The organism is Kribbella sp. NPDC051620 (assembly GCF_044453825.1).
Taxonomy (GTDB): domain Bacteria; phylum Actinomycetota; class Actinomycetes; order Propionibacteriales; family Kribbellaceae; genus Kribbella.
This window is the reverse complement of record NZ_JBITDB010000008.1, coordinates 240,155-260,637: the sequence shown is the minus strand read 5'-3', so window position 1 is coordinate 260,637 and position 20,483 is coordinate 240,155. Positions and strand designations below refer to the sequence as shown.

23 protein-coding genes are annotated in these 20,483 nt (G+C 68.9%); 10 read left to right on the top strand and 13 right to left on the bottom strand.

The window, feature by feature from the left end; genetic code table 11:
* Positions 1-52: 52 nt before the first annotated feature.
* The 4 genes from ACIA12_RS36255 (at position 53) to ACIA12_RS36240 (ending at position 2,390) form a co-directional block, all read left to right on the top strand.
* Complete coding sequence (locus ACIA12_RS36255) at positions 53-1,150, top strand: LOG family protein (RefSeq protein WP_396371867.1); 1,098 nt, start codon at positions 53-55, stop codon at positions 1,148-1,150.
* A gap of 126 nt (positions 1,151-1,276) precedes the next feature.
* Entirely contained in the window at positions 1,277-1,744 is a 468-nt protein-coding gene (locus ACIA12_RS36250; protein WP_396371866.1) for a hypothetical protein, read from the top strand.
* Positions 1,741-2,043, top strand: a complete 303-nt coding sequence (locus ACIA12_RS36245) for a DUF6355 family natural product biosynthesis protein (RefSeq protein WP_396371865.1) — start codon at positions 1,741-1,743, stop codon at positions 2,041-2,043. Before ACIA12_RS36250 ends, ACIA12_RS36245 begins: the two co-directional genes overlap by 4 nt.
* Positions 2,037-2,390 (top strand): hypothetical protein, encoded by a 354-nt coding sequence (locus ACIA12_RS36240; RefSeq protein ID WP_396371864.1) that lies wholly within the window; start codon positions 2,037-2,039, stop codon positions 2,388-2,390. The genes ACIA12_RS36245 and ACIA12_RS36240 overlap by 7 nt, the downstream gene beginning before the upstream one ends.
* Before the next feature lie 40 nt (positions 2,391-2,430).
* Here ACIA12_RS36240 and pdxY read toward each other — a convergent pair whose 3' ends face one another.
* The 5 genes from pdxY to ACIA12_RS36215 all read right to left on the bottom strand — a co-directional run bounded on the left by pdxY (position 2,431) and on the right by ACIA12_RS36215 (position 6,225).
* Positions 2,431-3,282, bottom strand: a complete 852-nt coding sequence (gene pdxY, locus ACIA12_RS36235; RefSeq protein WP_396371863.1) for a pyridoxal kinase PdxY — start codon at positions 3,280-3,282, stop codon at positions 2,431-2,433.
* Between the two features lie 46 nt (positions 3,283-3,328).
* Positions 3,329-3,832 (bottom strand): DivIVA domain-containing protein, encoded by a 504-nt coding sequence (locus ACIA12_RS36230; RefSeq protein WP_396371862.1) that lies wholly within the window; start codon positions 3,830-3,832, stop codon positions 3,329-3,331.
* A 4-nt stretch (positions 3,833-3,836) separates the two neighbouring features.
* Positions 3,837-4,958, bottom strand: coding sequence for a 23S rRNA (adenine(2503)-C(2))-methyltransferase RlmN (gene rlmN / locus ACIA12_RS36225; RefSeq protein ID WP_396371861.1), 1,122 nt, complete (start codon positions 4,956-4,958; stop codon positions 3,837-3,839).
* Between the two features lie 63 nt (positions 4,959-5,021).
* Positions 5,022-5,390 (bottom strand): SelT/SelW/SelH family protein, encoded by a 369-nt coding sequence (locus ACIA12_RS36220; protein WP_396371860.1) that lies wholly within the window; start codon positions 5,388-5,390, stop codon positions 5,022-5,024.
* 67 nt (positions 5,391-5,457) lie between these two features.
* Positions 5,458-6,225, bottom strand: a complete 768-nt coding sequence (locus ACIA12_RS36215; protein ID WP_396371859.1) for a C39 family peptidase — start codon at positions 6,223-6,225, stop codon at positions 5,458-5,460.
* A 261-nt stretch (positions 6,226-6,486) separates the two neighbouring features.
* Here ACIA12_RS36215 and ACIA12_RS36210 point away from each other — a divergent pair, with 261 nt between their 5' ends.
* Entirely contained in the window at positions 6,487-7,521 is a 1,035-nt protein-coding gene (locus ACIA12_RS36210; protein WP_396371858.1) for an LLM class flavin-dependent oxidoreductase, read from the top strand.
* Here ACIA12_RS36210 and ACIA12_RS36205 read toward each other — a convergent pair.
* The 6 genes from ACIA12_RS36205 to rpsB form a co-directional block, all read right to left on the bottom strand.
* Positions 7,511-8,119 (bottom strand): GNAT family N-acetyltransferase, encoded by a 609-nt coding sequence (locus ACIA12_RS36205; protein WP_396371857.1) that lies wholly within the window; start codon positions 8,117-8,119, stop codon positions 7,511-7,513. The genes ACIA12_RS36210 and ACIA12_RS36205 overlap by 11 nt on opposite strands.
* A gap of 31 nt (positions 8,120-8,150) precedes the next feature.
* Positions 8,151-8,984: a phosphatidate cytidylyltransferase gene (locus ACIA12_RS36200; protein WP_396371856.1), complete on the bottom strand. Its 834-nt coding sequence runs from the start codon at positions 8,982-8,984 to the stop codon at positions 8,151-8,153.
* Positions 8,984-9,541, bottom strand: coding sequence for a ribosome recycling factor (frr, locus tag ACIA12_RS36195; RefSeq protein WP_328326244.1), 558 nt, complete (start codon positions 9,539-9,541; stop codon positions 8,984-8,986). Before frr ends, ACIA12_RS36200 begins: the two co-directional genes overlap by 1 nt.
* Positions 9,542-9,657: 116 nt before the next feature.
* Positions 9,658-10,419 carry a UMP kinase gene (pyrH, locus tag ACIA12_RS36190; protein WP_396371855.1) on the bottom strand — a complete coding sequence of 254 codons (762 nt, stop codon included), beginning with the start codon at positions 10,417-10,419 and terminating at the stop codon, positions 9,658-9,660.
* A 49-nt stretch (positions 10,420-10,468) separates the two neighbouring features.
* The gene (gene tsf, locus ACIA12_RS36185) at positions 10,469-11,287 is read right to left on the bottom strand and encodes a translation elongation factor Ts (RefSeq protein WP_396371854.1); all 819 of its coding nucleotides are present in this window, start codon (positions 11,285-11,287) and stop codon (positions 10,469-10,471) included.
* A 143-nt stretch (positions 11,288-11,430) separates the two neighbouring features.
* Positions 11,431-12,414 (bottom strand): 30S ribosomal protein S2, encoded by a 984-nt coding sequence (gene rpsB, locus ACIA12_RS36180; RefSeq protein ID WP_396371853.1) that lies wholly within the window; start codon positions 12,412-12,414, stop codon positions 11,431-11,433.
* Positions 12,415-12,742: 328 nt separating this feature from the next.
* Between rpsB and ACIA12_RS36175 the strand changes: the two genes are divergently transcribed.
* Positions 12,743-13,462 (top strand): peptidoglycan DD-metalloendopeptidase family protein, encoded by a 720-nt coding sequence (locus ACIA12_RS36175; RefSeq protein ID WP_396371852.1) that lies wholly within the window; start codon positions 12,743-12,745, stop codon positions 13,460-13,462.
* Positions 13,463-13,527: 65 nt separating this feature from the next.
* Here the strand turns inward: ACIA12_RS36175 and ACIA12_RS36170 are convergent, their stop codons facing one another.
* Together ACIA12_RS36170 and ACIA12_RS36165 are read right to left on the bottom strand one after the other, a co-directional pair.
* The gene (locus ACIA12_RS36170; protein ID WP_343977465.1) at positions 13,528-14,007 is read right to left on the bottom strand and encodes an Rrf2 family transcriptional regulator; all 480 of its coding nucleotides are present in this window, start codon (positions 14,005-14,007) and stop codon (positions 13,528-13,530) included.
* A gap of 30 nt (positions 14,008-14,037) precedes the next feature.
* On the bottom strand, positions 14,038-14,979 hold the full coding sequence (locus tag ACIA12_RS36165) for a tyrosine recombinase XerC (protein ID WP_396371851.1): 942 nt from the start codon (positions 14,977-14,979) through the stop codon (positions 14,038-14,040).
* A gap of 136 nt (positions 14,980-15,115) precedes the next feature.
* Here ACIA12_RS36165 and ACIA12_RS36160 point away from each other — a divergent pair, with 136 nt between their 5' ends.
* The 4 genes from ACIA12_RS36160 to dprA all read left to right on the top strand — a co-directional run bounded on the left by ACIA12_RS36160 (position 15,116) and on the right by dprA (position 20,147).
* Positions 15,116-16,741, top strand: coding sequence for an APC family permease (locus ACIA12_RS36160; protein ID WP_396371850.1), 1,626 nt, complete (start codon positions 15,116-15,118; stop codon positions 16,739-16,741).
* A gap of 90 nt (positions 16,742-16,831) precedes the next feature.
* Positions 16,832-17,188 carry a YraN family protein gene (locus ACIA12_RS36155; RefSeq protein WP_396371849.1) on the top strand — a complete coding sequence of 119 codons (357 nt, stop codon included), beginning with the start codon at positions 16,832-16,834 and terminating at the stop codon, positions 17,186-17,188.
* Positions 17,188-18,765, top strand: coding sequence for a YifB family Mg chelatase-like AAA ATPase (locus ACIA12_RS36150; RefSeq protein ID WP_396371848.1), 1,578 nt, complete (start codon positions 17,188-17,190; stop codon positions 18,763-18,765). Before ACIA12_RS36155 ends, ACIA12_RS36150 begins: the two co-directional genes overlap by 1 nt.
* Before the next feature lie 296 nt (positions 18,766-19,061).
* The gene (dprA, locus tag ACIA12_RS36145) at positions 19,062-20,147 is read left to right on the top strand and encodes a DNA-processing protein DprA (protein WP_396371847.1); all 1,086 of its coding nucleotides are present in this window, start codon (positions 19,062-19,064) and stop codon (positions 20,145-20,147) included.
* Positions 20,148-20,483 lie beyond the last annotated feature (336 nt).

Below are 20,483 nucleotides of genomic sequence, written 5' to 3'. Positions count from 1 at the left end.
CATTCAAGAGCCAACCGCTATCACGCCCCGGCCGTCACTTAGGGTGCTCTTCGTGACGACGCCGAGCATCCCCCATCTCGACATCGAGTCGCTGGCACATTTCGACCGGGTGATCGCCGCCGGAGCCAGCTCGATGGCCGGCTGGCGGGTGCAGTCGGTGGACCTGACCGGGCGGACGGCGGTACTGCTCAAGCTGTCGCCGATGGGGTCGCTGTTCCTCGGCTGCCCGATGGAGGAGCCCGCGGCAGAGTGGGTGCGCGACGGCGGCGGGCTGATCTTCCCCACCATCCCGGAGCTCCCCTTCGATCCGTACCGCGGTCGCCTGTACGACGCCGAAGAGCTCTACTCGGGCCTGGCGTCGGGGTACGAGGCGACGCCGGACGCGCAGATCTATGCCTGGTCGAGGCAGCACGACGAGCGCGGCGACACCAGTCGCACCCTGGCGGCCGCGCTGCACGACCACTCGATCGCCGACTCGCTGCACGAACTGCCCGACGACAAGCCGTGGATCGGCGTGATGGGTGGCCATGGGATCGCCCGTACCGACCCGACGTACAGGTCGGCCGTCCTGCTCGGGCGGAGGCTCGCCCGCTCCGGCCTGACCGTCGCGACCGGCGGCGGCCCCGGGGCGATGGAGGCGGCCAACCTGGGTTCCAGCCTTTCGGAGTACGACGACGCAGCGGTCGACTCAGCCCTCTCGGCGCTGGCCGGTACGCCGTCCTTCCGCCCGTCGATCGCCGACTGGGCCATGAGCGGCCTGGCGGTCCGCAAGGCCTTCCCCGGCGACGGCGGCGTCTCCATCCCGACCTGGTTCTACGGTCACGAGCCGCCGAACGTCTTCGCCGGCTCCATCGCCAAGTACTTCTCCAACGCCCTCCGCGAAGACGTCCTGCTCAGCCGAGCCCGCGGCGGCATCATCTACCTCCCCGGAGCCGCCGGCACCGTCCAGGAGATCTTCCAGGCCGTCACCCCCAACTACTACGGCGACCAGGCCACCCAGGTCCCGATGATCCTGGTAGGTGCGGACTACTGGACCAGACAACTCCCTGTCTGGCCGCTGCTCCAGGGGCTGGCCGCCGGTCGCTCAATGGCGGCATCGGTCCACCTGGCCGACTCGATCGACGCTGCCGCCGAACTAGTCATTCATTGACGAAGGTCAGAGCGCGATGGTTAACCGCTCTCATCGAAACGATTGCTGTGGACGCTGACCGGCAGTGATCATCACGTTGCGCACCGAGACCCCTTCGGTGCCGATGATCCGAGAGGTTGGACTCCTATGCGCAAGATTCCGTTGGCAGTACTATCCGTGCTCGTCGTGATGCTGTCGTGGACAGCGACGACGGCCACGGCCGCACCGATACCCGCCGAGACCAGTCAGGGCCAGGCGTTCGTCCTCACCCCGGACGGCGAGATGAAGGTGATGGACGCCAGCAGTTGCAACTACCCGCAGTGGGGCACCGTCTGCGTCAACGTGAACGGCAGCGGCCTGTTCGTGTCCCGGATCACCGGGTCACACCCGGTGGCTCCTTACGAATGCGGCCGGGCCTTCCACCTGTGGGGCTACTACGAGAACGGCGAGCAGTGGCACCGCAACGCCACCGCCGACTGCGGCTATGTCCGGGTCTGGGTCGACTTCGACATGAACGCGAACATGCGCGACGGCTCGCAGATCTGCGCGGACATGCGCGAAGGCGCCTCGCAGTGGCACGAGAACGGCTTCGCCTGCATCACGGTGCACCGGTGATCGGCCGTCGGCTGGCCACCGCCGCCGTCGCGGTCGTTGCCATCGGCGCCGGTCTCGCGGTCAGCACCGCCCCCGCCGCGAACGCGCAGACGGACAAGGTGGAACTGGCGTGTGGATTCGACACCGACCTGTTGTCGATCAACGCGTACTACACCCATTGCGACCCGAGCACCTACGTGGTGATCAAGATCTGGGGCACTCCGCTGGCACCCAGCGAGATGTGCGTCGGGCCTGGTGAGACGTGGCTGGGATCGACGATCAACTACCGCTGGGCCGAGTACGCGGGCCGGCTGTGCTGAGGTCGCGTGCACTGGCCGCCGGTGCGATCGCAGTCGCCGCCCTGACCGGCGCGACCCTGCCCGCGGCGGCCACCGTACAGACCGATGCGTTCCTCTGCAGTTACGACGACGCAAGCAGCAACGGGTTCCTGTACGTCCGCAACGACGGTACCCGGTTCACCTGCTTCGCCAACGCCGGTTCGGTCGGCGTGTGGATCGGCAACGCGGCGTACTGGTGCAGCTTCAACAATGCCGGCGTGATCTCGTACAACCGGCCGGACATCGTGCGCGGCTACGTGTACTTCGGCCGTGGTCAGTGCGGCTCGCTCGCGGCCAACACCACGGTCACCAACGTAACCATCTACTGACCGGCTGCCCCCGGCCTTCACCGGCCGGGGGTGGTCCGGCTCAGGCGACGCGGGTCGGGGTGAATTGCATGCGGGGGTTGGCGTAGGCGTCCTGGGACTCGATGAGTTGCAGTTCGCGCTCGCCCGACTCGTGGGTGCGGGTGAGCAGGTCGAAGACGCTTGAGGTGGCGCGGGCGAGCGCGTCGGCCAGATCGCCGGTACGGCCGTAGTGGGCCGTGAAGAGCGCGGCGGTGACGTCGCCCGAGCCGTTCGCCTTCATCGGGATGTACGGCGTCTGGACGAGCCATGCGCCGCTGTCGTCGACGGCCAGCATCTCGATCGTGCCGTCCTCGCGGTCAGGGCGCTCGACGCTGGTGACGAGCACCGTGCGGGGGCCGGTCGCGCGGACCAGCTCCACTGAGGCCAGCGTCGACTCCAGGGTGTCCGGCTCGGTGTTGGTGAGGAATCCCAGTTCGAACTGGTTCGGCGTGATGATGTCGGCGGCCGGGACCACCCGATCGCGCAGCAGCACCGGGATGGCCGGGGCGACGAAGCAGCCCGACTTCGCGTTGCCCATCACCGGGTCGCAGGAGTAGACCGCCGCGGGGTTCGCCTTCTTCACCCGCTCGACCGTCTCGAGGATCACGTCGGCGATGCCCTCGCCGCCCTGGTACCCCGACAGCACGGCGTCGATCTGCGGAAAGACTCCCCGCTCCTCGATGCCCAGCACGACCTCGCGGACGTCGTCCGGGCTGATCAGCGGCCCGCGCCACGCGCCGTAGCCGGTGTGGTTGGAGAAGTTCACCGTGTACACCGGCAGCACCTCCACCCCGATGCGCTGGAGCGGGAAAACGGCGGCCGAGTTGCCCACGTGCCCATAGGCCACCGCGGACTGGATCGAGAGAATCTTCACCGCTCGATCATGCCAGTTCAGAAAAGCTGCCGGTTCTGCCGGCGTCTCAGTCCTGGCCGGTGAGCCAGCGTTCGGCCTGGTCGAGCCAGTTGTCGACCTCTTCCACGTCGTACCCCTCGGAGATGCGGACCGGCGTGAACTGCACCTTGCGGAGCTGCCGGATCGTCACCGGCCGCTCAACCGGATCCCCGTTGACTGTCGCCATCACCCGATCGACGAACTCGTCGACCTGCTGAACGTCGTACCCCTCGCGGAGTCGCACGGGAGTGAAGAGTGGCGGCTCCCGATGCTGTCCGCTCGGCATCCGCACCGCGACCGGCCGGTCCGGCATCCACTGCTCGGCGTCGGCCAGGAAGTCGTCGACCTCGTCGGCGGAGTAGCCCTGACCGAGCAGCGGAGTACGAAGTACTGCGCCTCGCAGCTCCGGCACCGTCACGGACGGCGCCGTGGTGCGGTTCACCGTCGCGAGGATCCGGTCGACCAGAGCATCGACCTCAGCCCGGTCGTACCGCTCGCCGAAGCGCTTGACCGCGAACTCCGGGCGGAGCACGCGGTCAGTCCTTGTTGGCGGCGGCGAGCTGGCCGCAGGCGCCGTCGATCTCCTGGCCGCGGGTGTCGCGGACCGTGGTCGGGATGCCGCCGGCCTGCAGGCGACGGACGAACTCACGCTCGTCGGCCGGGTCGGAGGCGGTCCACTTGGAGCCGGGCGTCGGGTTGAGCGGGATCAGGTTGACGTGCACCCAGCCCCAGTCGCCGCGGGCGGCCAGCTTCTCGGCGAGCAGGTCGGCCCGCCAGGCGTGGTCGTTGATGTCGCGGATCATCGCGTACTCGATCGAGACCCGGCGCTTGGTCTTCTCGGCGTACCCCCAGGCGGCGTCGAGGACCTCGTCGACCTTCCACCGGTTGTTGATCGGGACCAGCTCGTCGCGCAGCTCGTCGTCCGGCGCGTGCAGCGACAGCGCCAGGGTGACCGGGATGCCCTCGGTGGAGAGCTGGTTGATCCGCGGCACCAGGCCGACGGTCGACACGGTCACGCCACGCGCCGAGATGCCCAGGCCGTCGGGCGAGGGCTCGGTGAACCGGCGGACGGCGCCGATCACGGCCTTGTAGTTGGCCATCGGCTCGCCCATGCCCATGAAGACGATGTTGTTGACCCGGCCGGGGCCACCGGCGATCTCGCCGCGGGACAGCGCGCGGGCGCCGTCGACGACCTGCTCGACGATCTCGGCGGTGCTCATGTTGCGGGTCAGACCCGCCTGGCCGGTGGCGCAGAACGGGCAGGCCATGCCGCAGCCGGCCTGCGACGACACGCACATCGTGGTGCGGTCCTTGTACCGCATCAGCACGGACTCGACCAGCGAACCGTCCAGCAGCTTCCACAGCGACTTGCGGGTGGTGCCGTTGTCGCACTCCAGGTCACGGACCTTGGTGAGCAGCGGCGGCATCAGCTCGGCGACCAGCTTGTCCCGGGTCGCGGCGGGCAGATCCGTCATGTCCGCGGGGTCGTCGGTCAGCCGGGCGAAGTAGTGGTTCGACAACTGCTTGGCCCGGAACGCGGGCTCGCCGAGCGCGGTCACCGCGGTCCGGCGCTCCTCCCCGGTGAGGTCGGCCAAGTGCCGCGGCGGCTTCTTGGCACGGCGCGGCTCATCGAAAACGAGCGGGAGGGAGGTAGTCATCGCATCCCATTGTCGCGCGCGGCCACTCTCATTCACAAATTCACATCCCCGACGTGCCGGGGATCACAGCCCGGTCGCGCCGTCAGCCGTCGCGCCGGTCCCGCCGGTCGCGTCGGTCGCGTCGGTCGCGTCGGCCGCGTCGGCTACGTCGGCCTTGCGGTCGGAGTGGCCGAGCTGCCGGTCCGGCGCGATCCGGTCCCGGACCAGCTGCTTGAGCAGCGGCAACTCGATGAACCCGCCCTCAGCCTTCCGCGACCAGAGCAACTCGCCTTGCAGTGAGATGTCGAAGATCCCACCGGTCCCCGGTACCAGCGCCACTTCCCCCAGCTCCTTCGGGAAGGTGGTCAGCAACTCCTGCGCGGTCCACGCTGCCCGCATCAACCAGCGGCACTGCGTGCAGTACTGGATCTCCAACCGAGGCTCTGTGCTCACGCCCTCAAACTACCCGGCGGACGGCGCCGGCCGACGCGGCGACCGGGGTCGCCGCGTCGGCTCGGGGTCAGGCGGAGTAGCCCTTCGGCGGGATCAGAGTGGCGAGCTGGTTGAAGGTCAACCAGTACGTCGCCGGGCCGAAGCCGGCCGGGTCCGCGATCAGCACGGTCGAGTCGCTGGTGTCGTAGCCGATCACCGTGAAGTAGTGCCAGATCGTGTAGTTCGGGTAGCCCGGCGGGTGGTTGTTGGCCGGGGCAACGATGTTGGCGACGATCGCGTAGCCGCGGTCGATGTCGTACTGGATGTCGTACCAGAGCAGGTTGCGCTGCGCCTGGGTCGGCGGGTCGTTCGGCATCTCCTTGGTCTCGTAGTACCCGGTGTTGAGTCGGTTGTTGAGGACGCGGGTGACCTGGCCGATCCAGTCGGTGCCGTTGGTCGTGGTGGGCAGCTGGTTGGCCAGCTCCTGCTGACTCGGCGGCGACGACATCCGCGCCGACAGGGCCATCCTGGTGGCGGCCGGGCCGCACCAGTAGCCGGTCTGCTGGTACTGGAACTGGATGCTCAGCGACCGCAGGGTCTGGGTCGAGTTCCCGAGCGTCGGCACCTTCTTGGCCGCAGCGGCCTTGTTGGCGGCGAGAGTGGTGCTGGTCAGGCCAGTACTGGCCTTGGCGCCGCCGGATTGGGTAGTGGTCGCCGGAGCGGGGGCCACTGAGGCCGACGCGGCCATCGGAATCGACACGCCGGCTATCAGGGCCAGACCGCATGCCACGGCCTTCAACTTCGTAGTCGTACGCCTCCCGAGCCTCACGGGCGGCTGGAACAGATCACTGTTCATGTGAGCTCCTCAAGCCCTCGACGCGGCGGCCTCCGTGGCCGTCGCACATGTCAGTGGATTCCTTCCGGTCCGCCTTGTAAACCCACTCTCCGGGCACGTCCGGGTACGCTCAGCGACTGACATCGCGGTGTTTCCGCAGGTCAGCGCGTTGTCATCAGGTTTCCATCACATTCTGAGAGCCGTGAAAATTTCACCGGCGATTTCGACCCAGATCGAATCCGGCCGGGGAATGGGCCTCGGGACGGGGCAGTTGGACTTTGCATGGAGTCACACGCCGGTACTGCGCTCGCAGGGGTTCCGCTGTCGATCCTGGACCGGTCGCGGACTCGTGTGGGCGAGACAGAGGCGGAGACGCTACGCGGGACCGTTGAACTCGCCGGGCAGGTGGAGAAGCTCGGGTACCACCGGTTCTGGGTGTCTGAGCATCACAGCGTGCCCGGGGTGGTCGGGTCGGCTCCGACCGTGCTGGCGGCGGCGGTGGCGGCTTCCACGTCTCGCATCCGCGTTGGCACTGGTGGAGTGATGCTGCCCAATCACCAGCCACTGGTGGTGGCGGAGCAATTCGGCGTACTGGAGTCGCTGTTCCCAGGGCGGATCGACATGGGGCTTGGCCGGTCGGTCGGCTTCACCAACGGGATCAGGCGGGCGCTGGGCGTCGAGAAGGACGCAGCGGAGGACTTCAGCGACCAGGTGCGGGAACTGCTCGGGTACTTCACCGGTACTCAGCAGAGTCACCCGCAGGTCCACGCACGCCCGGGTGAAGGCCTGACCGTGCCGCCGTTCGTACTGGCGATCGGGGAAGGCGCTGTGCTCGCGGCGTCGCTCGGGCTGCCCCTGGTGATCGCCGGAGTCAAAGGCGAGCAGGAACTGTTGAATCTCATCGACCGCTACCGCACCGACTACCAGCCGTCCGCGTGGGCTTCTAGCCCGTACGTCGTACTGGCGGCGACAGTGGCCGTGGCCGAGACGACTGAGGCGGCTAGGCGACTACTGCTGCCTGAAGCGTGGTCCAGCGCCTACTCCCGGACGCGTGGCGTCTTCCCGCCGCTGCAGTCGATCTCTGCCGTGCAGGAGCTCGAAATGACCGAGAAGGAGCGCGGGTTCTTCGAGCAGTCGCTCAGTGGGCAGATCTACGGAACCCCTGCGGAGGTGGACACCGCGCTGGGCGGGTTGGTGCAGCGGACGGGCGCGGACGAAGTACTGATCACCACGAACACGTACGACCGCGCCGACTTGCTGGAGTCCTATCGGCTGCTCGGCGAGCTGGCAGGGCTCAGGAGCCTGGCTAGCCGCTGATCCGGTCCTGGAGCTTCTTGCGGACGTCCGGCCACTCGTCGGCCAGGATCGAGAAGACGACGGTGTCGCGCCAGGAGCCGTCGGCCAACTTCATGTGCCGGCGGAGAACGCCCTCACGAGTCGCGCCCAGCTTGGCGATCGCGGCCTGGGAGCGCGTGTTGGCGAGGCCGGTCTGGATCTTCACCCGGCCGAATCCACAGTCCTCGAAGGCGTGCTGGAGCAGCAGGAGCTTCGCCGCGGGGTTGACCTTCGTGCCCCAGACCGCCGGCGCGTAACCGGTGTAGCCGAGATGGGTGCGCTCGTTGTGCAGGTCGACGTCGGCCAGGCTCGACGTGCCGACGACGGTGCCCGCGGCGCCCAATTCGCTATCGGCAGCCAGCCGGACGACGTACGCGACGCGGTTGGCGGCCGCGGGGATCCAGGTCTCGCGCATGTGCCCGACGCTGGTGGGCATCGCGGCAGTACCGCCGCCGAAGCCGGCCGCGTACACCTTCTCGCTGGCGATCGCGGCGTACAGCGAATCGATGTCGGAGGCAACGAGCCGGTCCAGCCGGACGATGTCACCGTGCAGGGAGCGGCCGTCGGGTGCGATGGTCATACAGCCATCGAACCCGGCGGCGCCGCCTACGTCAAACGAGTAGATGCAGCAACAGCCAGACCGCCGGAGCCGTTGCCAGCAAGGAATCCAGCCGGTCCATCACGCCACCGTGGCCCGGCAGCAGGTTCGACATGTCCTTGATCCCGAGGTCGCGCTTGATCATCGACTCGGCCAGGTCGCCGACCGTCGCGGTCAGCACCGCGATCGCGCCGACGATCGCGCCGACCCACCAGTGACCGTCGAGCAGCCAGACCACGGAGCCGATCCCGGCGCCGACGCAGGCCAGCGTGGAGCCGGCGAAACCTTCCCAGGACTTCTTCGGGCTGATCGTGGGGGCCATCGGGTGCTTGCCGAACAGCACGCCGGCCACATAGCCGCCGACGTCGCTGGCCACCACGACCAGGAAGAAGGTCACCACCCGCCGCGGGCCGTCGTGGTCCGGCTGGACGAGCAGGATGGCGAACCCGGCCAGCAGCGGCACGTAGCCGATCAGGAACACGTTGGTGGTGATGTCGCGGACGAAGCCGATCGAGCCGCCCGGCATCCGCCAGAAGATCGTCGCCAGCACGGTCAGCGCCATCGCGATCAGCAGCGCCAGCGGGCCACCGTAGTACGCGGCGACCAGCATCGCCGTCGTACCGATGAACAGCGGGATCCGGGACAGCTTGGCGCCGCTGGCGTGGAAGACGCGGACCAGCTCGTCGACGGCCGCGATGACCGCGGCCAGCACGACGAGCACGAACAGAGCCTTGTACCAGAAGAGCGAACCGATGATGACCGCACCGAGACCGACCCCGACACCGATCGCCGCGGGCAGGTTGCGCCCGGCGCGGCTCGGCGCGGGCGTGCTCTGGTCGACGCCCATCACACCTCGAGCAGTTCGGCTTCCTTGTGCTTGAGCAGCTGGTCGATCGAGTCGACGTACTTCTTCGTCATCCCGTCCAGCCGCTTCTCAGCACTCTTGCCCTCGTCCTCGCCCGCCTCGCCGTCCTTGACCGACTTGCCGATCGAGTCCATCGCGTGCCGGCGGATGCTCCGGACCGAGATCTTCGCGTCCTCGCCCTTGGTCTTGGCGACCTTGATGTACTCCTTGCGGCGGTCCTCGGTCAGCTGCGGCATCGTCACCCGGATCACCGAGCCGTCGTTGCCGGGGTTGACGCCCAGGTCGGAGTCGCGGATCGCCTTCTCGATCGCCGCCATCGCGCCCTTGTCGTACGGCGAGATGAGGACGGTACGCGGGTCCGGCACCTGGAAACCGGCCAGCTGCTGCAGCGGCGTCGGCGAACCGTAGTAGTCCGCCACGATGTTCGAGAACATCGACGGGTGCGCGCGGCCGGTGCGGATCGCGGCGAAATCGTCCTTGGCGACCTCCACGGCCTTCGCCATCTTCTGCTCGGCTTCGCGGAGTGCTTCGTCGATCACGACATTCCTCGCTTCCTCGGGGCCGCGTCGGTGCGGCCTGGTCCAACCCTACGAACGCTGGTTTGCTGCACCACGGACCTGAGTCCGTGTGTTGGCCGTGATCTTAGTAGGTCTGGCTACTGACCGGGTGAGACGACCGTGCCGATCTTCTCACCACGGACGACGCGGGCGATGTTGCCCTCCTCGAGCCCGAAGATCACGATCGGCAACGCGTTGTCCCGGGCCAGGCTGATCGCGGTGGCATCGGCCACCCGCAGCCCGCGGGACAGGAAGTCGTCGTACGACAGCTGGTCGAACTTGACCGCGTCGGGGTTCTTCTTGGGGTCGGAGTCGTAGACCCCGTCGACACCCTGCTTGCCCATCAGCAGCGTCTCGGCACCGATCTCCAGCGCGCGCTGGGCGGCGACCGTGTCGGTGGAGAAGTACGGCATCCCGGAACCGGCGCCGAAGATCACCACGCGGCCCTTGGACAGGTGCCGGTCGGCCTTGCGCGGGATGTACGGCTCGGCGACCTGGCCCATCGTGATGGCGGTCTGGACCCGGGTCTCGACGCCCAGCTTCTCCAGGAAGTCCTGCAGCGCCAGGCAATTCATCACCGTGCCGAGCATGCCCATGTAGTCGGCCCGGTTGCGCTCCATCCCGCGCTGCTGCAGTTCCGCGCCGCGGAAGAAGTTGCCGCCACCGACCACCACGGCGACCTGTACGCCGGAGCGCACCACCTCGGCGATCTGCTTGGCGATCGAGTTCACCACGTCGGGGTCGACGCCGAGCTTGCCGCCGCCGAACACCTCACCCGACAACTTCAGCAGCACCCGGCGATAGGCCGGGTCGAACGGCTCGGAGGCCGGACTCGTCTCGGTACCCAGGGTTTCCGTCACGACTCCGGCCTCCTCGTCGACTGCTTTTTGCTGGTGTGGTCGGGAACCGTCAGGCTCCGACCTCGAAGCGAGCGAACCGCTTGACGGTCACGCCGGCCTCGTCGAGGACCGCCTTCACGGTCTTCTTGTTCTCCTGCACCGAGGACTGCTCGAGCAGCACAACCTCCTTGAAGAAGCCGTTCACCCGGCCCTCGATGATCTTCGGCAGCGCCTGCTCGGGCTTGCCTTCCTCGCGGGCGGTCGCCTCGGCGATCCGCTTCTCGCTCTCGACCGTCTCGGCCGGGACCTCGTCGCGGGTGGTGTAGAGCGGGCGCATCGCGGCGGCCTGCATGGCAGCGCCCCGCGCGGCTTCGGCGTTGTCGCCCTCGAACTCGACCAGCACGCCCACCTGGGGCGGCAGGTCGGCGGCACGCTTGTGCATGTACGCCGCGACCTTGCCGTCGAAGACGGCGACCTTGCCGAGCTCGAGCTTCTCACCGATCACCGCGGCCAGCGCCTCGATGTTCTCCGCGACGCTCTTGCCGTCGGCCAGCTTCTCGCCGAGCAGACCCTCGACGTCGCCGACCTTGCTGGCCGACGCGTGCGCGACGATGTCGGCCGCGAGCTGCTGGAACTGCTCGTTCTTGGCGACGAAGTCGGTCTCGCAGTTGAACTGGACCATCGCGTTCTCCGCGGCGGCGACCAGGCCGTTGGTGGCCGACCGCTCGGCGCCACGCTTGGCGGCCTTGGCGGCGCCGTGGATGCGCAGCTCCTCGATCGCCTTCTCGAAGTCACCGTCGGTGGTCTCGAGCGCCTTCTTCGCGTCCATCATGCCCGCGCCGGTGGCGTCGCGGAGCCGCTTCACGTCAGCGGCGGTGTAGTTCGCCATTCCTCGATCTCTCAGTCTTGTGTGGTGCGTCAGCTGATGGGATTCGCCGCGCGGACCTGGCCGGCGGCTTTGTCACCGCCGGGCGCCGGGCTGGGCTGCCGTAGTACGGCGGCCCGCTCCAGCGCCCTGCGGTGACAGACCGGTCAGGCCTCGGTCTTCGGCGCCTCGGTGCCCTCGACCGGCGTGTTGTCGGCCTCGGCGATGGTCTCGGCGACGACAGCGGACTCGGCGGCCGGCGGGTTGTCGGCAACCTCGTCGGTCGCGGCGACCGCGGCCTCCTCGGTGGCGACGGCCGGCGTCTCGACAGCCTCGGCCGGGGCAGCGTCAGCGGCCTTGGCCTCGGTGGCGCCGTTCTGGCTCTCCAGCAGCTCCCGCTCCCAGGCGGCCAGCGGCTCCTCGGCGCCCAGCTCCTCGCCGGCGGCGGCCGCACCCTGGCCACCGCGCGACATCAGGCCGTCGGCGACGGCGTCGGCGACCACGCGGGTCAGCAGGCCGACCGAACGGATCGCGTCGTCGTTGCCCGGGATCGGGAAGTCGACCTCGTCCGGGTCGCAGTTGGTGTCCAGGATGCCGATGATCGGCAGCTTGAGCTTGCGCGCCTCGTCGACGGCGAGGTGCTCCTTCTTGGTGTCGACGATCCAGACAGCGGCCGGAACGCGGCCCATGTCCCGGATGCCGCCGAGGGTCTTGAGCAGCTTGTCGTGCTCGCGACGCTTCTGCAGCAGCTCCTTCTTCGTCACACCGGAGGCGGCGACGTCGTCGAAGTCCAGCAGCTCGAGCTCCTTGAGCCGCTGCAGCCGCTTGTTGACGGTCTGGAAGTTGGTGAGCATGCCGCCCAGCCAGCGCTGGTTCACGTAGGGCATGCCGACCCGGGTCGCCTGCTCGGCGATCGCTTCCTGGGCCTGCTTCTTGGTGCCGACGAACAGGATCGCGCCGCCGGAGGCGACGGTGCTCCGGACGAACTCGTAGGCGCGGTCGATGTACGACAGCGACTGCTGCAGGTCGATGATGTAGATGCCGTTGCGCTCGGTGAAGATGAATCGCTTCATCTTCGGGTTCCAGCGACGGGTCTGGTGCCCGAAGTGGACGCCGCTCTCGAGCAGCTGCTTCATGGTCACGACGGCCATGAGGTGTTCCTCCTGTCGTGCCGGCCCGGCGTTGCACACTCGGACGGCACAGTCTCGGTTGGTCCGCAGCGGACCGGGGTTGGTCCGTTGCGCCTGACGCCAGCGCGCACCGACCCCGGAAAGCCGGGACCGAGTGGTGCGCCCCCACCGCCTCCAGTCAGTACTGAAGTCAGGTTCGGGGCATGCGGGCGTGCGAAGTCGCCCCACTCACGCGGGACGCCACCAAAAGTCTACGGGAAACCCGCCACCCAAACCTAACCGGCCCCACTTGTCCACACCCCAAAGATTCCCCACTCCCCTTCCCCACTTCCCACGGCACATTCCCTGTATGCCCCTCACCCTCCTAGCCACCGCCGCCCTCCTAGCCCCAACCACCCCCACGCCCGCCTCGCCGACCGTGCCGTCCGGTGCTCCGGCGCAGCCGGGGGCGGTCTGGCCGCTCAGCCCTCGGCCCGAGGTCGTCCGCGGCTTCGAGCCCCCGCCCAAGCCCTGGCTGCCCGGCCACCGTGGCCTCGACCTGCGCGGCTCCCCCGGCCAGCAGGTCCGGTCCGCCACCTCCGGCACGGTCACGTACGCCGGCCCCCTCGCCGGCCGCGGCGTCATCGTCATCACCACCGGCCCACTCCGCACCACCTACGAACCGGTCATCCCCACAGTCCGCGTAGGCACCCTCGTCACCCCAGGCATCCCACTAGGCCACCTCTCAGCAGCCGCCTCCCACTGCGCCCCGGCAACCTGCCTCCACTGGGGCCTACTCGAGTCCACCACCTACCTGAACCCGCTATCCCTGCTCCCCCACCGCCCAGTCCGCCTACTCCCAACCACCCCGCACGGAGCCCCACCACCCCAGCCTGCCAACACTCCGCCGAGCGCCACCCCACACCCACGTTCCGCAACGCCATCCGACCCACAGCAGCGCCCGCCCCAACCCACCCAGCCGACGGCGCAGGCCTCACCCTCACCACGAGGCGGCCTCGCCTCCACCATGGTCGTGAGCCTGGCGGCCGTAGCGACTCTCATCGGCAGCCTCCTGATCCGGCGCCACTGATGACCCACCCGATCACTCACCGAACCGACCCCGGGTCCCCGAACAGTCACCCAACCGACCCCGGATCAGCTACCCGGGACCCGCGCCTGCCAGGCGTCCTCGTCCTTCGAGCGGCGCTCGACACCAGCCGGCAGCTTGCCCTTGGCCAGGTCCGTCAACGTCGTGTGCTCCAGCACGTCCCGCAGGCTCGCCCGCGCCGCGATCCACACCCGCTGCAGCACGACCGCCCGCTCGTTGTACGCGACGCTCTCCGGCCGGACCCCGGAGATGCTCACGATCGGCCCGTCCACCGCCCGCATGACGTCGGCCACCGACACCTCGTTCGGATCGACGGCGAGCTTCCACCCGCCGGACTGACCACGCTGGCTGGACAGCACCCCCGCCCGGCGCAGGTCGGCGAGGATCCCCTGCAGGAACCCATGCGGAATCCCCTGCGCGCGACTCAGCTCCTCGGCCGACACCACCGAGGGATCGTTCGCCACCCATCGCTGGGTGATCTCGATCAGCGCCCGCAACGCATAGTCAGACTTCGCCGAAACCCGCATACTCCGCAGTCTGCCGTATCCAGGCCCAGGTCAGGCGCGCGGATGCGCTTGTTCGTAGGCGCGTCGCAGCCGATCACCCGAGACGTGCGTGTAGATCTGGGTGGTCGCCAGCGAAGCGTGACCGAGCAACTCCTGCACGCTGCGCAGATCCGCGCCGCCTTCGAGCAGGTGGGTCGCCGCCGTGTGCCGCATCCCATGCGGCGACAGGTCCGGCGCGTCGACCGCCTCCATCCGGGCGTGCACGAGCCGCCGTACGGTCCGCTGATCGATCCGCGCCCCCCGGGCTCCGAGGAACAGCGCCGGTCCACTCCCCGGCCGGAACAGCTTCGGCCGCGCCCCGGCCAGCCACCCATCCAGAGCAACCCCCGCCGGTACGCCGTACGGCACCGAGCGTTCCTTGCGGCCCTTGCCGAAGACGCGAACCACCCGCCGGCCCTGGTCGACGTCGTCGACATCGATGGCGCAGAGCTCGCCGACCCGGATACCCGTTGCGTAGAGCAACTCCATGATCGCCAGATCCCGCAGCCCGACCGGGCTCCCGTCATCGGCGGCGACCGCCGCGGCGTCGAGGACGGCACGAGTGTCGGCCTGCCCCAGTACGCCGGGCAACGACTTGTGCGGCTTCGGACTGGCCAGCAACGCGCCGGGATCGGTCTCGATCCGCCCGGTTCGCCGCGCCCAGGCGGTGAAGACCCGGGCGGCGGTCGCGCGCCGCGCCATCGTGCTGCGCGACTTGCCCAGACTCTGCTGCTTGGCCAGCCAGGACCGCAGACCCCGGATGTCGAGCCCGGTCAGATCATCGTGACCAAGCCGAGTCAAGTGATCGATTAAATCCATCACATCACCCATGTAGGCTCGGACCGAGTGTCTGCTGAGGTCTCTCTCCGCCGTCAGATGCCGTTCGTAGTCAGCCAGTAACACAGCGAAACCTTCCATCCTGGAAGGGGTTGCGGTGACCTCGTCCGGCGCCATGTCATGACCATGCGGGAGCGGCAGCGGCATCGCAAGCCACCGCGCGGCGGATACCCCTAGGAGGTCTGGCCCGAAACCCACTGGTCGACTACTGTTCGGCCCGATTGCCCTAGTAGCAACGGAGGCACCCCTGACCATGGCCCCCTCAGCGAACGGACAGACCGTAGGCCGGCGCCTGCCGGTCGAGTCGGCGTTCACTCGAGTCGAGGATGCGCGGCACCGTCTGCCGCGCCTGTTCGGTCGTCGCGACCTAGTCGTTCTCGGACTGGGTGTGATGATCGGGTCCGGCATCTTCAGTCTCAGCGGTAAGCAGGCGGCCAACGTCGCCGGCCCCGCCGTGATTGTGTCGTTCCTGATCGCCGCGGTGGTTTGCGTACTGGCCGCGGCCTGTTACGCCGAACTGTCGTCGACGATCCCCGTCTCAGGCAGCGCGTACACCTTCAGTTATGTGACCTTCGGCGAGATGTGGGCCTGGCTGGTCGGGTGGGCGCTCGTACTCGAGCTCGTGACCGCCGCTGCCATCGTGGCGCGCGTCTGGTCGGCGTACTTCCTCGCGACCCTGGACGGATTCGGCGTCAGCCTGCCCGCCGGCGTGGCCCAGTTCTTCGGCCCCGACGCCAAGCTGAACCTGGTCGCGCCACTGTTGCTGCTGGTGCTGACCGCGCTGATCGTCACCGGCACCAAGTTGTCGTCCCGCGTGCTCACCGTCGTCGTAGTGGCGAAGGTGGCGGTGATCCTGCTGGTCGTCGTCGTCGGCGCCACGCACATCAACTTCGACAACTACAAGCCGTTCGTGCCGGACGCGCGACCCGCACCGGCGACCGCCAGTCCGACCCTGCTCAGCTGGATCCTGGACTCGTCGTTCGGCTCGTTCGGCCTGATGGGCATCTTCACCGCGGCCAGCTCGATCGTCTTCGCCTTCATCGGCTTCGACCTGATCGCCACCGCGTCCGAGGACGCCCGCAGCCCGCGCAAGACCGTCCCGCAGGGCATGCTGCTCGGCGTCGGCGCCGTCACCATCCTGTACGTCGCGATGGCGGTCGTCCTGGTCGGCATGCGCCCGTCCAGCCAGCTGGGCGGCGCCGCACCGGTGTCGGAGGCGATGTCGGCCGTCGGCGAGGGCTGGGCGGCGAACGTGGTCAATCTCGGGGCCTTGCTCGCCTTGATGACGGTGATCATGGTCGTGTTGATCGCGCAGAGCCGGGTGCTCTTCAACATGGGCCGTGACGGCCTGCTGCCGAAGAGCCTGGGCCGGGTCAGCCGGGTCTACTCCTCACCCGCCCGCGCGGCCACCGCGGCTGGTGCGGCAGCGATCGCGCTGACGCTGTACCCGAAGGTGCTCGACCTCGAGGAGCTGCTCGTCATCGGAGCGCTGTTCTGCTTCGCCTTCTGTGCGGTCGGGGTGCTCACCCTGCGCCGTACGGAGCCGAACCTGGAGCGCGGCTTCCGGGTCCCGATGGTGCCGCTGATCCCGTTGCTGTCACTGGCCGCGACGCTGTGGTTGATGCTGAACCTGCGGACCAGCACGTGGACGAAGTTCGCAATCTGGATGGCGGTCGGCCTGGCGATCTACGGCCTGTACGGCCGCTGGCACAGCCGGCTGGCGAACGAGGACAGCTGGGACTTCGACATCGGCGACACCGACCCGGGCACGGGTGGCCTGCAGGCGATCCGGAGCGAGTCCGACACCGGCGAACTGCGCGCGGTCCGGACGCCACCACCGACGAAGCAGTCGACCCGCGGCAAACACATGCGTAACTGACGACTTCGGGGCCTGGTTTTCCACAGGCCCCGAAGTCGTTTTCGCAATCGGCAAAACCTCGGCATGTTCTTCAGCCGGAGGTGGTCATCGATGCGAACCACGGACGCGGTCGGGAAGTACGGCGAAGACCTCGCCGCCAGGTATCTCGTGGAGAACGGCTTCACGATCCTGGAGCGCAATTGGCGGTGTGGCCAGGGCGAGATCGACATCGTCGCCCGGGAGGACCGGACCCTCGTCGTCTGCGAGGTGAAGACCCGGCGCGGGGTCGGTTACGGCAGCCCGCTGGAGTCGATCACGTACCGCAAGCTCAGCAAGCTGCGCCAACTGGTCGGCCACTGGCTGCGGGAGCACGAGGTGCGGCCCGGCGAGGTCCGGATCGACATCGTCGCCGTGCTCCTCCCCTACCGCGGCGCGCCGAGCGTCGACCACGTCAGGGGCGTGGCCTGATGCCGCTCGCCCAGGCCTGGTCGGTCGCCCTCGTCGGTCTGGAGGGCCACCTCGTCGAGATCGAGGCCGACATCGCGCAGGGCCTGCCGAAGACCACCCTGATCGGCCTGCCCGACACCTCGCTGTCCGAGGCCCGCGACCGGGTCCGGGCCGCCGTCGTCAACAGCGGCGAGAAGTTCCCCGACCGCAAGGTGACCATCGGTCTGTCGCCCGCGACCCTGCCGAAGACGGGCTCGCACTACGACATCGCCATCGCCTGCGCACTGCTGGCAGCCGCCGGCGTGGTCGACAGCGAGCGCCTGCGCCAGGTCGCGATCATCGGCGAGCTCGGCCTGGACGGCCGGATGCGAGAGGTTCGCGGCGCGCTCGCGATGACCCTGGCCGCCTCCCGGTCCGGTTTCGAACGCGTCATCGTCCCGGAGCTGAACGCGGGCGAGGCACGACTGGTGCCGGGGATCGAGGTTTTCGGGATGCGATCGCTGCGCCAGGTGCTCGCGTTGCTCCGCCAGACCGAGATGCCGGACGAGGACCCGCCGCGCGCGGAGCCCCGGCTCATCTCCGAGTCGCTCACCCGGGTGCCGGAGGTCGATCTGCACGATGTGCTCGGCCAGCGCGAAGGGCGCAAGGCGATCGAGGCGAGCGCCGCCGGTGGCCACCACATCTTCCTGCACGGCCCGCCGGGCTCGGGTAAGACGATGCTTGCCGAACGCCTGGCGGGCCTGTTGCCGGACCTCAGCACCGACGACTCCCTCGAGGTGTCCGCGGTCCATTCGCTGGCCGGTCTGCTCACCAACGACGCCGAGCTGGTCGTGCGGCCGCCCTTCATCGCCCCGCACCACACCGCCTCGCTGCCAAGCCTCATCGGTGGCGGCTCCGGCATGCCCCGCCCCGGAGCGATCAGCTGTGCCCACCGAGGGATCTTGTTCATCGACGAAGCTCCCGAAATGCATCCGCTGACCCTCGACACGCTGCGCCAGCCACTCGAGTCGGGCTTCATCGAGGTTCACCGGGCGGCGGCGGTCGCGAAGTTCCCAGCCCGATTCCTGCTGGTCCTCGCGGCCAACCCTTGCCCCTGCGGCCTCGCCGGTACGCCGAACAACATCTGCAACTGCACCCCGCAGAACCTGAACCGCTATCGCCAGCGCATCAGCGGTCCGATCAAGGACCGGATCGACATCCAGCGCCAGATCCTTCCCGCCGCCCGGGGCGAAGGCGAAGCCGATCGGCCAGAATCCACCGCCGAGGTCGCCGCCCGGGTCCGGCTGGCCCGCGAACGCCAGGCCCACCGCTACCAAGGCACTGGCTGGGCCCTGAACAGCGAGATCCCCGGCCCGATCCTCCGCCGCGAGTATCCGATCGACGAGGCGAGCCAACGCCTCCTGGAAGACCTCTACGCCGACGGCCGCCTCACCGCCCGAGGCTTCGACCGGGTCTCCCGCCTCGCCTGGACCCTCGCCGACCTGGCCGGCGCTGCCATCCCGACCGTCTCCCTCACCCACACAGCCTTCCAACTCCGCACCGGCGTCCCCCTGACCCCACTGACCGACGAACGCCCCCTCAGAAAGTCCACCTCATGACCACTCCACCGCCGTCCCCCACCACCCAGCCCACGACCAGCACTCCGTCCGCCGAAGCCACGCCGACCCCAACTCCCACACCTGACACGCGATCTCCCCACGAGCCACCAGTCCCGCTCTTCCACGAGCCAACCTCCACGCACGACCGCGCAGCCGAGCACCCGCCTTCAGAGAAGCTGGCCCCGCTTAGTGAGCGCACGTCTCCTCGCCAGCCATTCCCAGCGGGTCGGGAGACGTCCGGGGCTTCGGGTGTTGTTGATGCGGAGCGGTTGGCTCGGGCTGGGTTGGTGCGAGTGGTGGAGCCAGGGGATCCAGCGGCGATTGCTGCGTTCGACGGGATGGAGGCCCAAGAGCTGTGGGAGGCCCTGCATGAGAAGCGGCCGATGTTCGAGCGGTGGTCTGCGCGGGTCGCGGAGGCGCGGCCAGACGTTGATCTGGAGCGCGCGGCGGCGGCTGGGGCGCGGTTCGTCATCCCGGGTGACGACGAGTGGCCCGAGCAGGTGGAGGTGCTGGCCGACGCCGGTCTGCAGAGTCGTCGGGGCGGCGTGCCGTTCGGGCTTTGGGTTCGCGGCCCGGCGCGACTGCGGGAGACGCTCGCGAAGTCTGTCGCGGTGGTGGGTGCACGTGCCTGTTCGGCGTACGGCGAAAATGCGGCCGGCGAACTGGCGGCGGGGCTCGCCGACGAGGGGGTGACCGTGGTCTCCGGCGGAGCCTATGGCATCGATGCCGCCGCCCACCGCGGAGCTCTCGCAAGCGGCGGTCCGACCGTGGCCGTGCTCGCATGTGGAGTCGATGTCAGCTACCCGAGGAGCAACACGGCTCTGTTCGATCGCATCGCCGAAACAGGCCTGCTAATCAGCGAACTCCCACCACGCTGCTCTCCCACAAAACTACGTTTCCTCGCCCGCAACAGACTCATCGCCGCGACCACCCTCGGCACCGTCGTAGTCGAGGCAGCCATCCGCAGCGGCGCCCTCAACAGCGCAGGCTGGGCCGAGCAATGCGGCCGCCAAGTACTAGCTGTCCCCGGCCCCATCACCTCCCGAATGTCCGAAGGCGTCCACCTCCTCATCCGCGAACGCAACGCCGCCCTGGCCACCAACGTCGCCGACATCCTCGAAGCCATCTCCCCCATCGGCACCCACCCCACCCCCTACCCCCACGCCCCAGCCACTCTCACCGACCACCTCGACCACGACCTGAGCCGCACCCTCGACGCAGTCCCCGTACTCCGCCCCGCCGACGCCACCCGCATAGCCACCACCGCCGGCCTAGACCTGGACACCACCCAGGAATGCCTGGAAACCCTCGCCGACTCCAACCTCATCGAATACACCCCCACCGGCTGGCGCCTCTCCCCCACCCACCGCCAATCCCTCTAACCGCCCACCCACCCCACCCCACAACCCCGAACCACCCGGCCACACCGCTGCCCCTCCCACCGCCGCCCCTCCCCGCGGTCATAACCCTGGACCCTGCCGTCCGGGACCCACCGCTCTCTACCACTGCGCCGGGTGCCACCGGCCGGCATCCACCGGCCTGCTCCCGCCACCGTGCGGCGCCTGCCGTCCAGGACCACCGCCCGGCTCCCACCGCACCGGTTCCACTGCCTGGCACCCACGCCGGTACCGGCCATCCGCCACCCGCCGCCCGGCTCTCATCGACCTCCACCGACCGTCCGGCACCTGCCGTCCAGGACGCACCGCCCGGCTCCGACC

Bases quoted from the DNA above. Each gene is read 5' to 3' on its own strand.
- ACIA12_RS36170 (WP_343977465.1), bottom strand. From the start codon at position 14,007: ATGCGGGTTTCGGCGAAGTCTGACTATGCGTTGCGGGCGCTGATCGAG.
- tsf (WP_396371854.1), bottom strand. From the start codon at position 11,287: ATGGCGAACTACACCGCCGCTGACGTGAAGCGGCTCCGCGACGCCACC.
- ACIA12_RS36210 (WP_396371858.1), top strand. From the start codon at position 6,487: ATGGAGTCACACGCCGGTACTGCGCTCGCAGGGGTTCCGCTGTCGATC.
- ACIA12_RS36175 (WP_396371852.1), top strand. From the start codon at position 12,743: ATGCCCCTCACCCTCCTAGCCACCGCCGCCCTCCTAGCCCCAACCACC.
- ACIA12_RS36250 (WP_396371866.1), top strand. From the start codon at position 1,277: ATGCGCAAGATTCCGTTGGCAGTACTATCCGTGCTCGTCGTGATGCTG.
- ACIA12_RS36155 (WP_396371849.1), top strand. From the start codon at position 16,832: ATGCGAACCACGGACGCGGTCGGGAAGTACGGCGAAGACCTCGCCGCC.
- ACIA12_RS36150 (WP_396371848.1), top strand. From the start codon at position 17,188: ATGCCGCTCGCCCAGGCCTGGTCGGTCGCCCTCGTCGGTCTGGAGGGC.
- ACIA12_RS36160 (WP_396371850.1), top strand. From the start codon at position 15,116: ATGGCCCCCTCAGCGAACGGACAGACCGTAGGCCGGCGCCTGCCGGTC.
- ACIA12_RS36165 (WP_396371851.1), bottom strand. From the start codon at position 14,979: ATGGCGCCGGACGAGGTCACCGCAACCCCTTCCAGGATGGAAGGTTTC.
- rlmN (WP_396371861.1), bottom strand. From the start codon at position 4,958: ATGACTACCTCCCTCCCGCTCGTTTTCGATGAGCCGCGCCGTGCCAAG.
- ACIA12_RS36215 (WP_396371859.1), bottom strand. From the start codon at position 6,225: ATGAACAGTGATCTGTTCCAGCCGCCCGTGAGGCTCGGGAGGCGTACG.
- ACIA12_RS36200 (WP_396371856.1), bottom strand. From the start codon at position 8,984: ATGGGCGTCGACCAGAGCACGCCCGCGCCGAGCCGCGCCGGGCGCAAC.
- rpsB (WP_396371853.1), bottom strand. From the start codon at position 12,414: ATGGCCGTCGTGACCATGAAGCAGCTGCTCGAGAGCGGCGTCCACTTC.
- ACIA12_RS36205 (WP_396371857.1), bottom strand. From the start codon at position 8,119: ATGACCATCGCACCCGACGGCCGCTCCCTGCACGGTGACATCGTCCGG.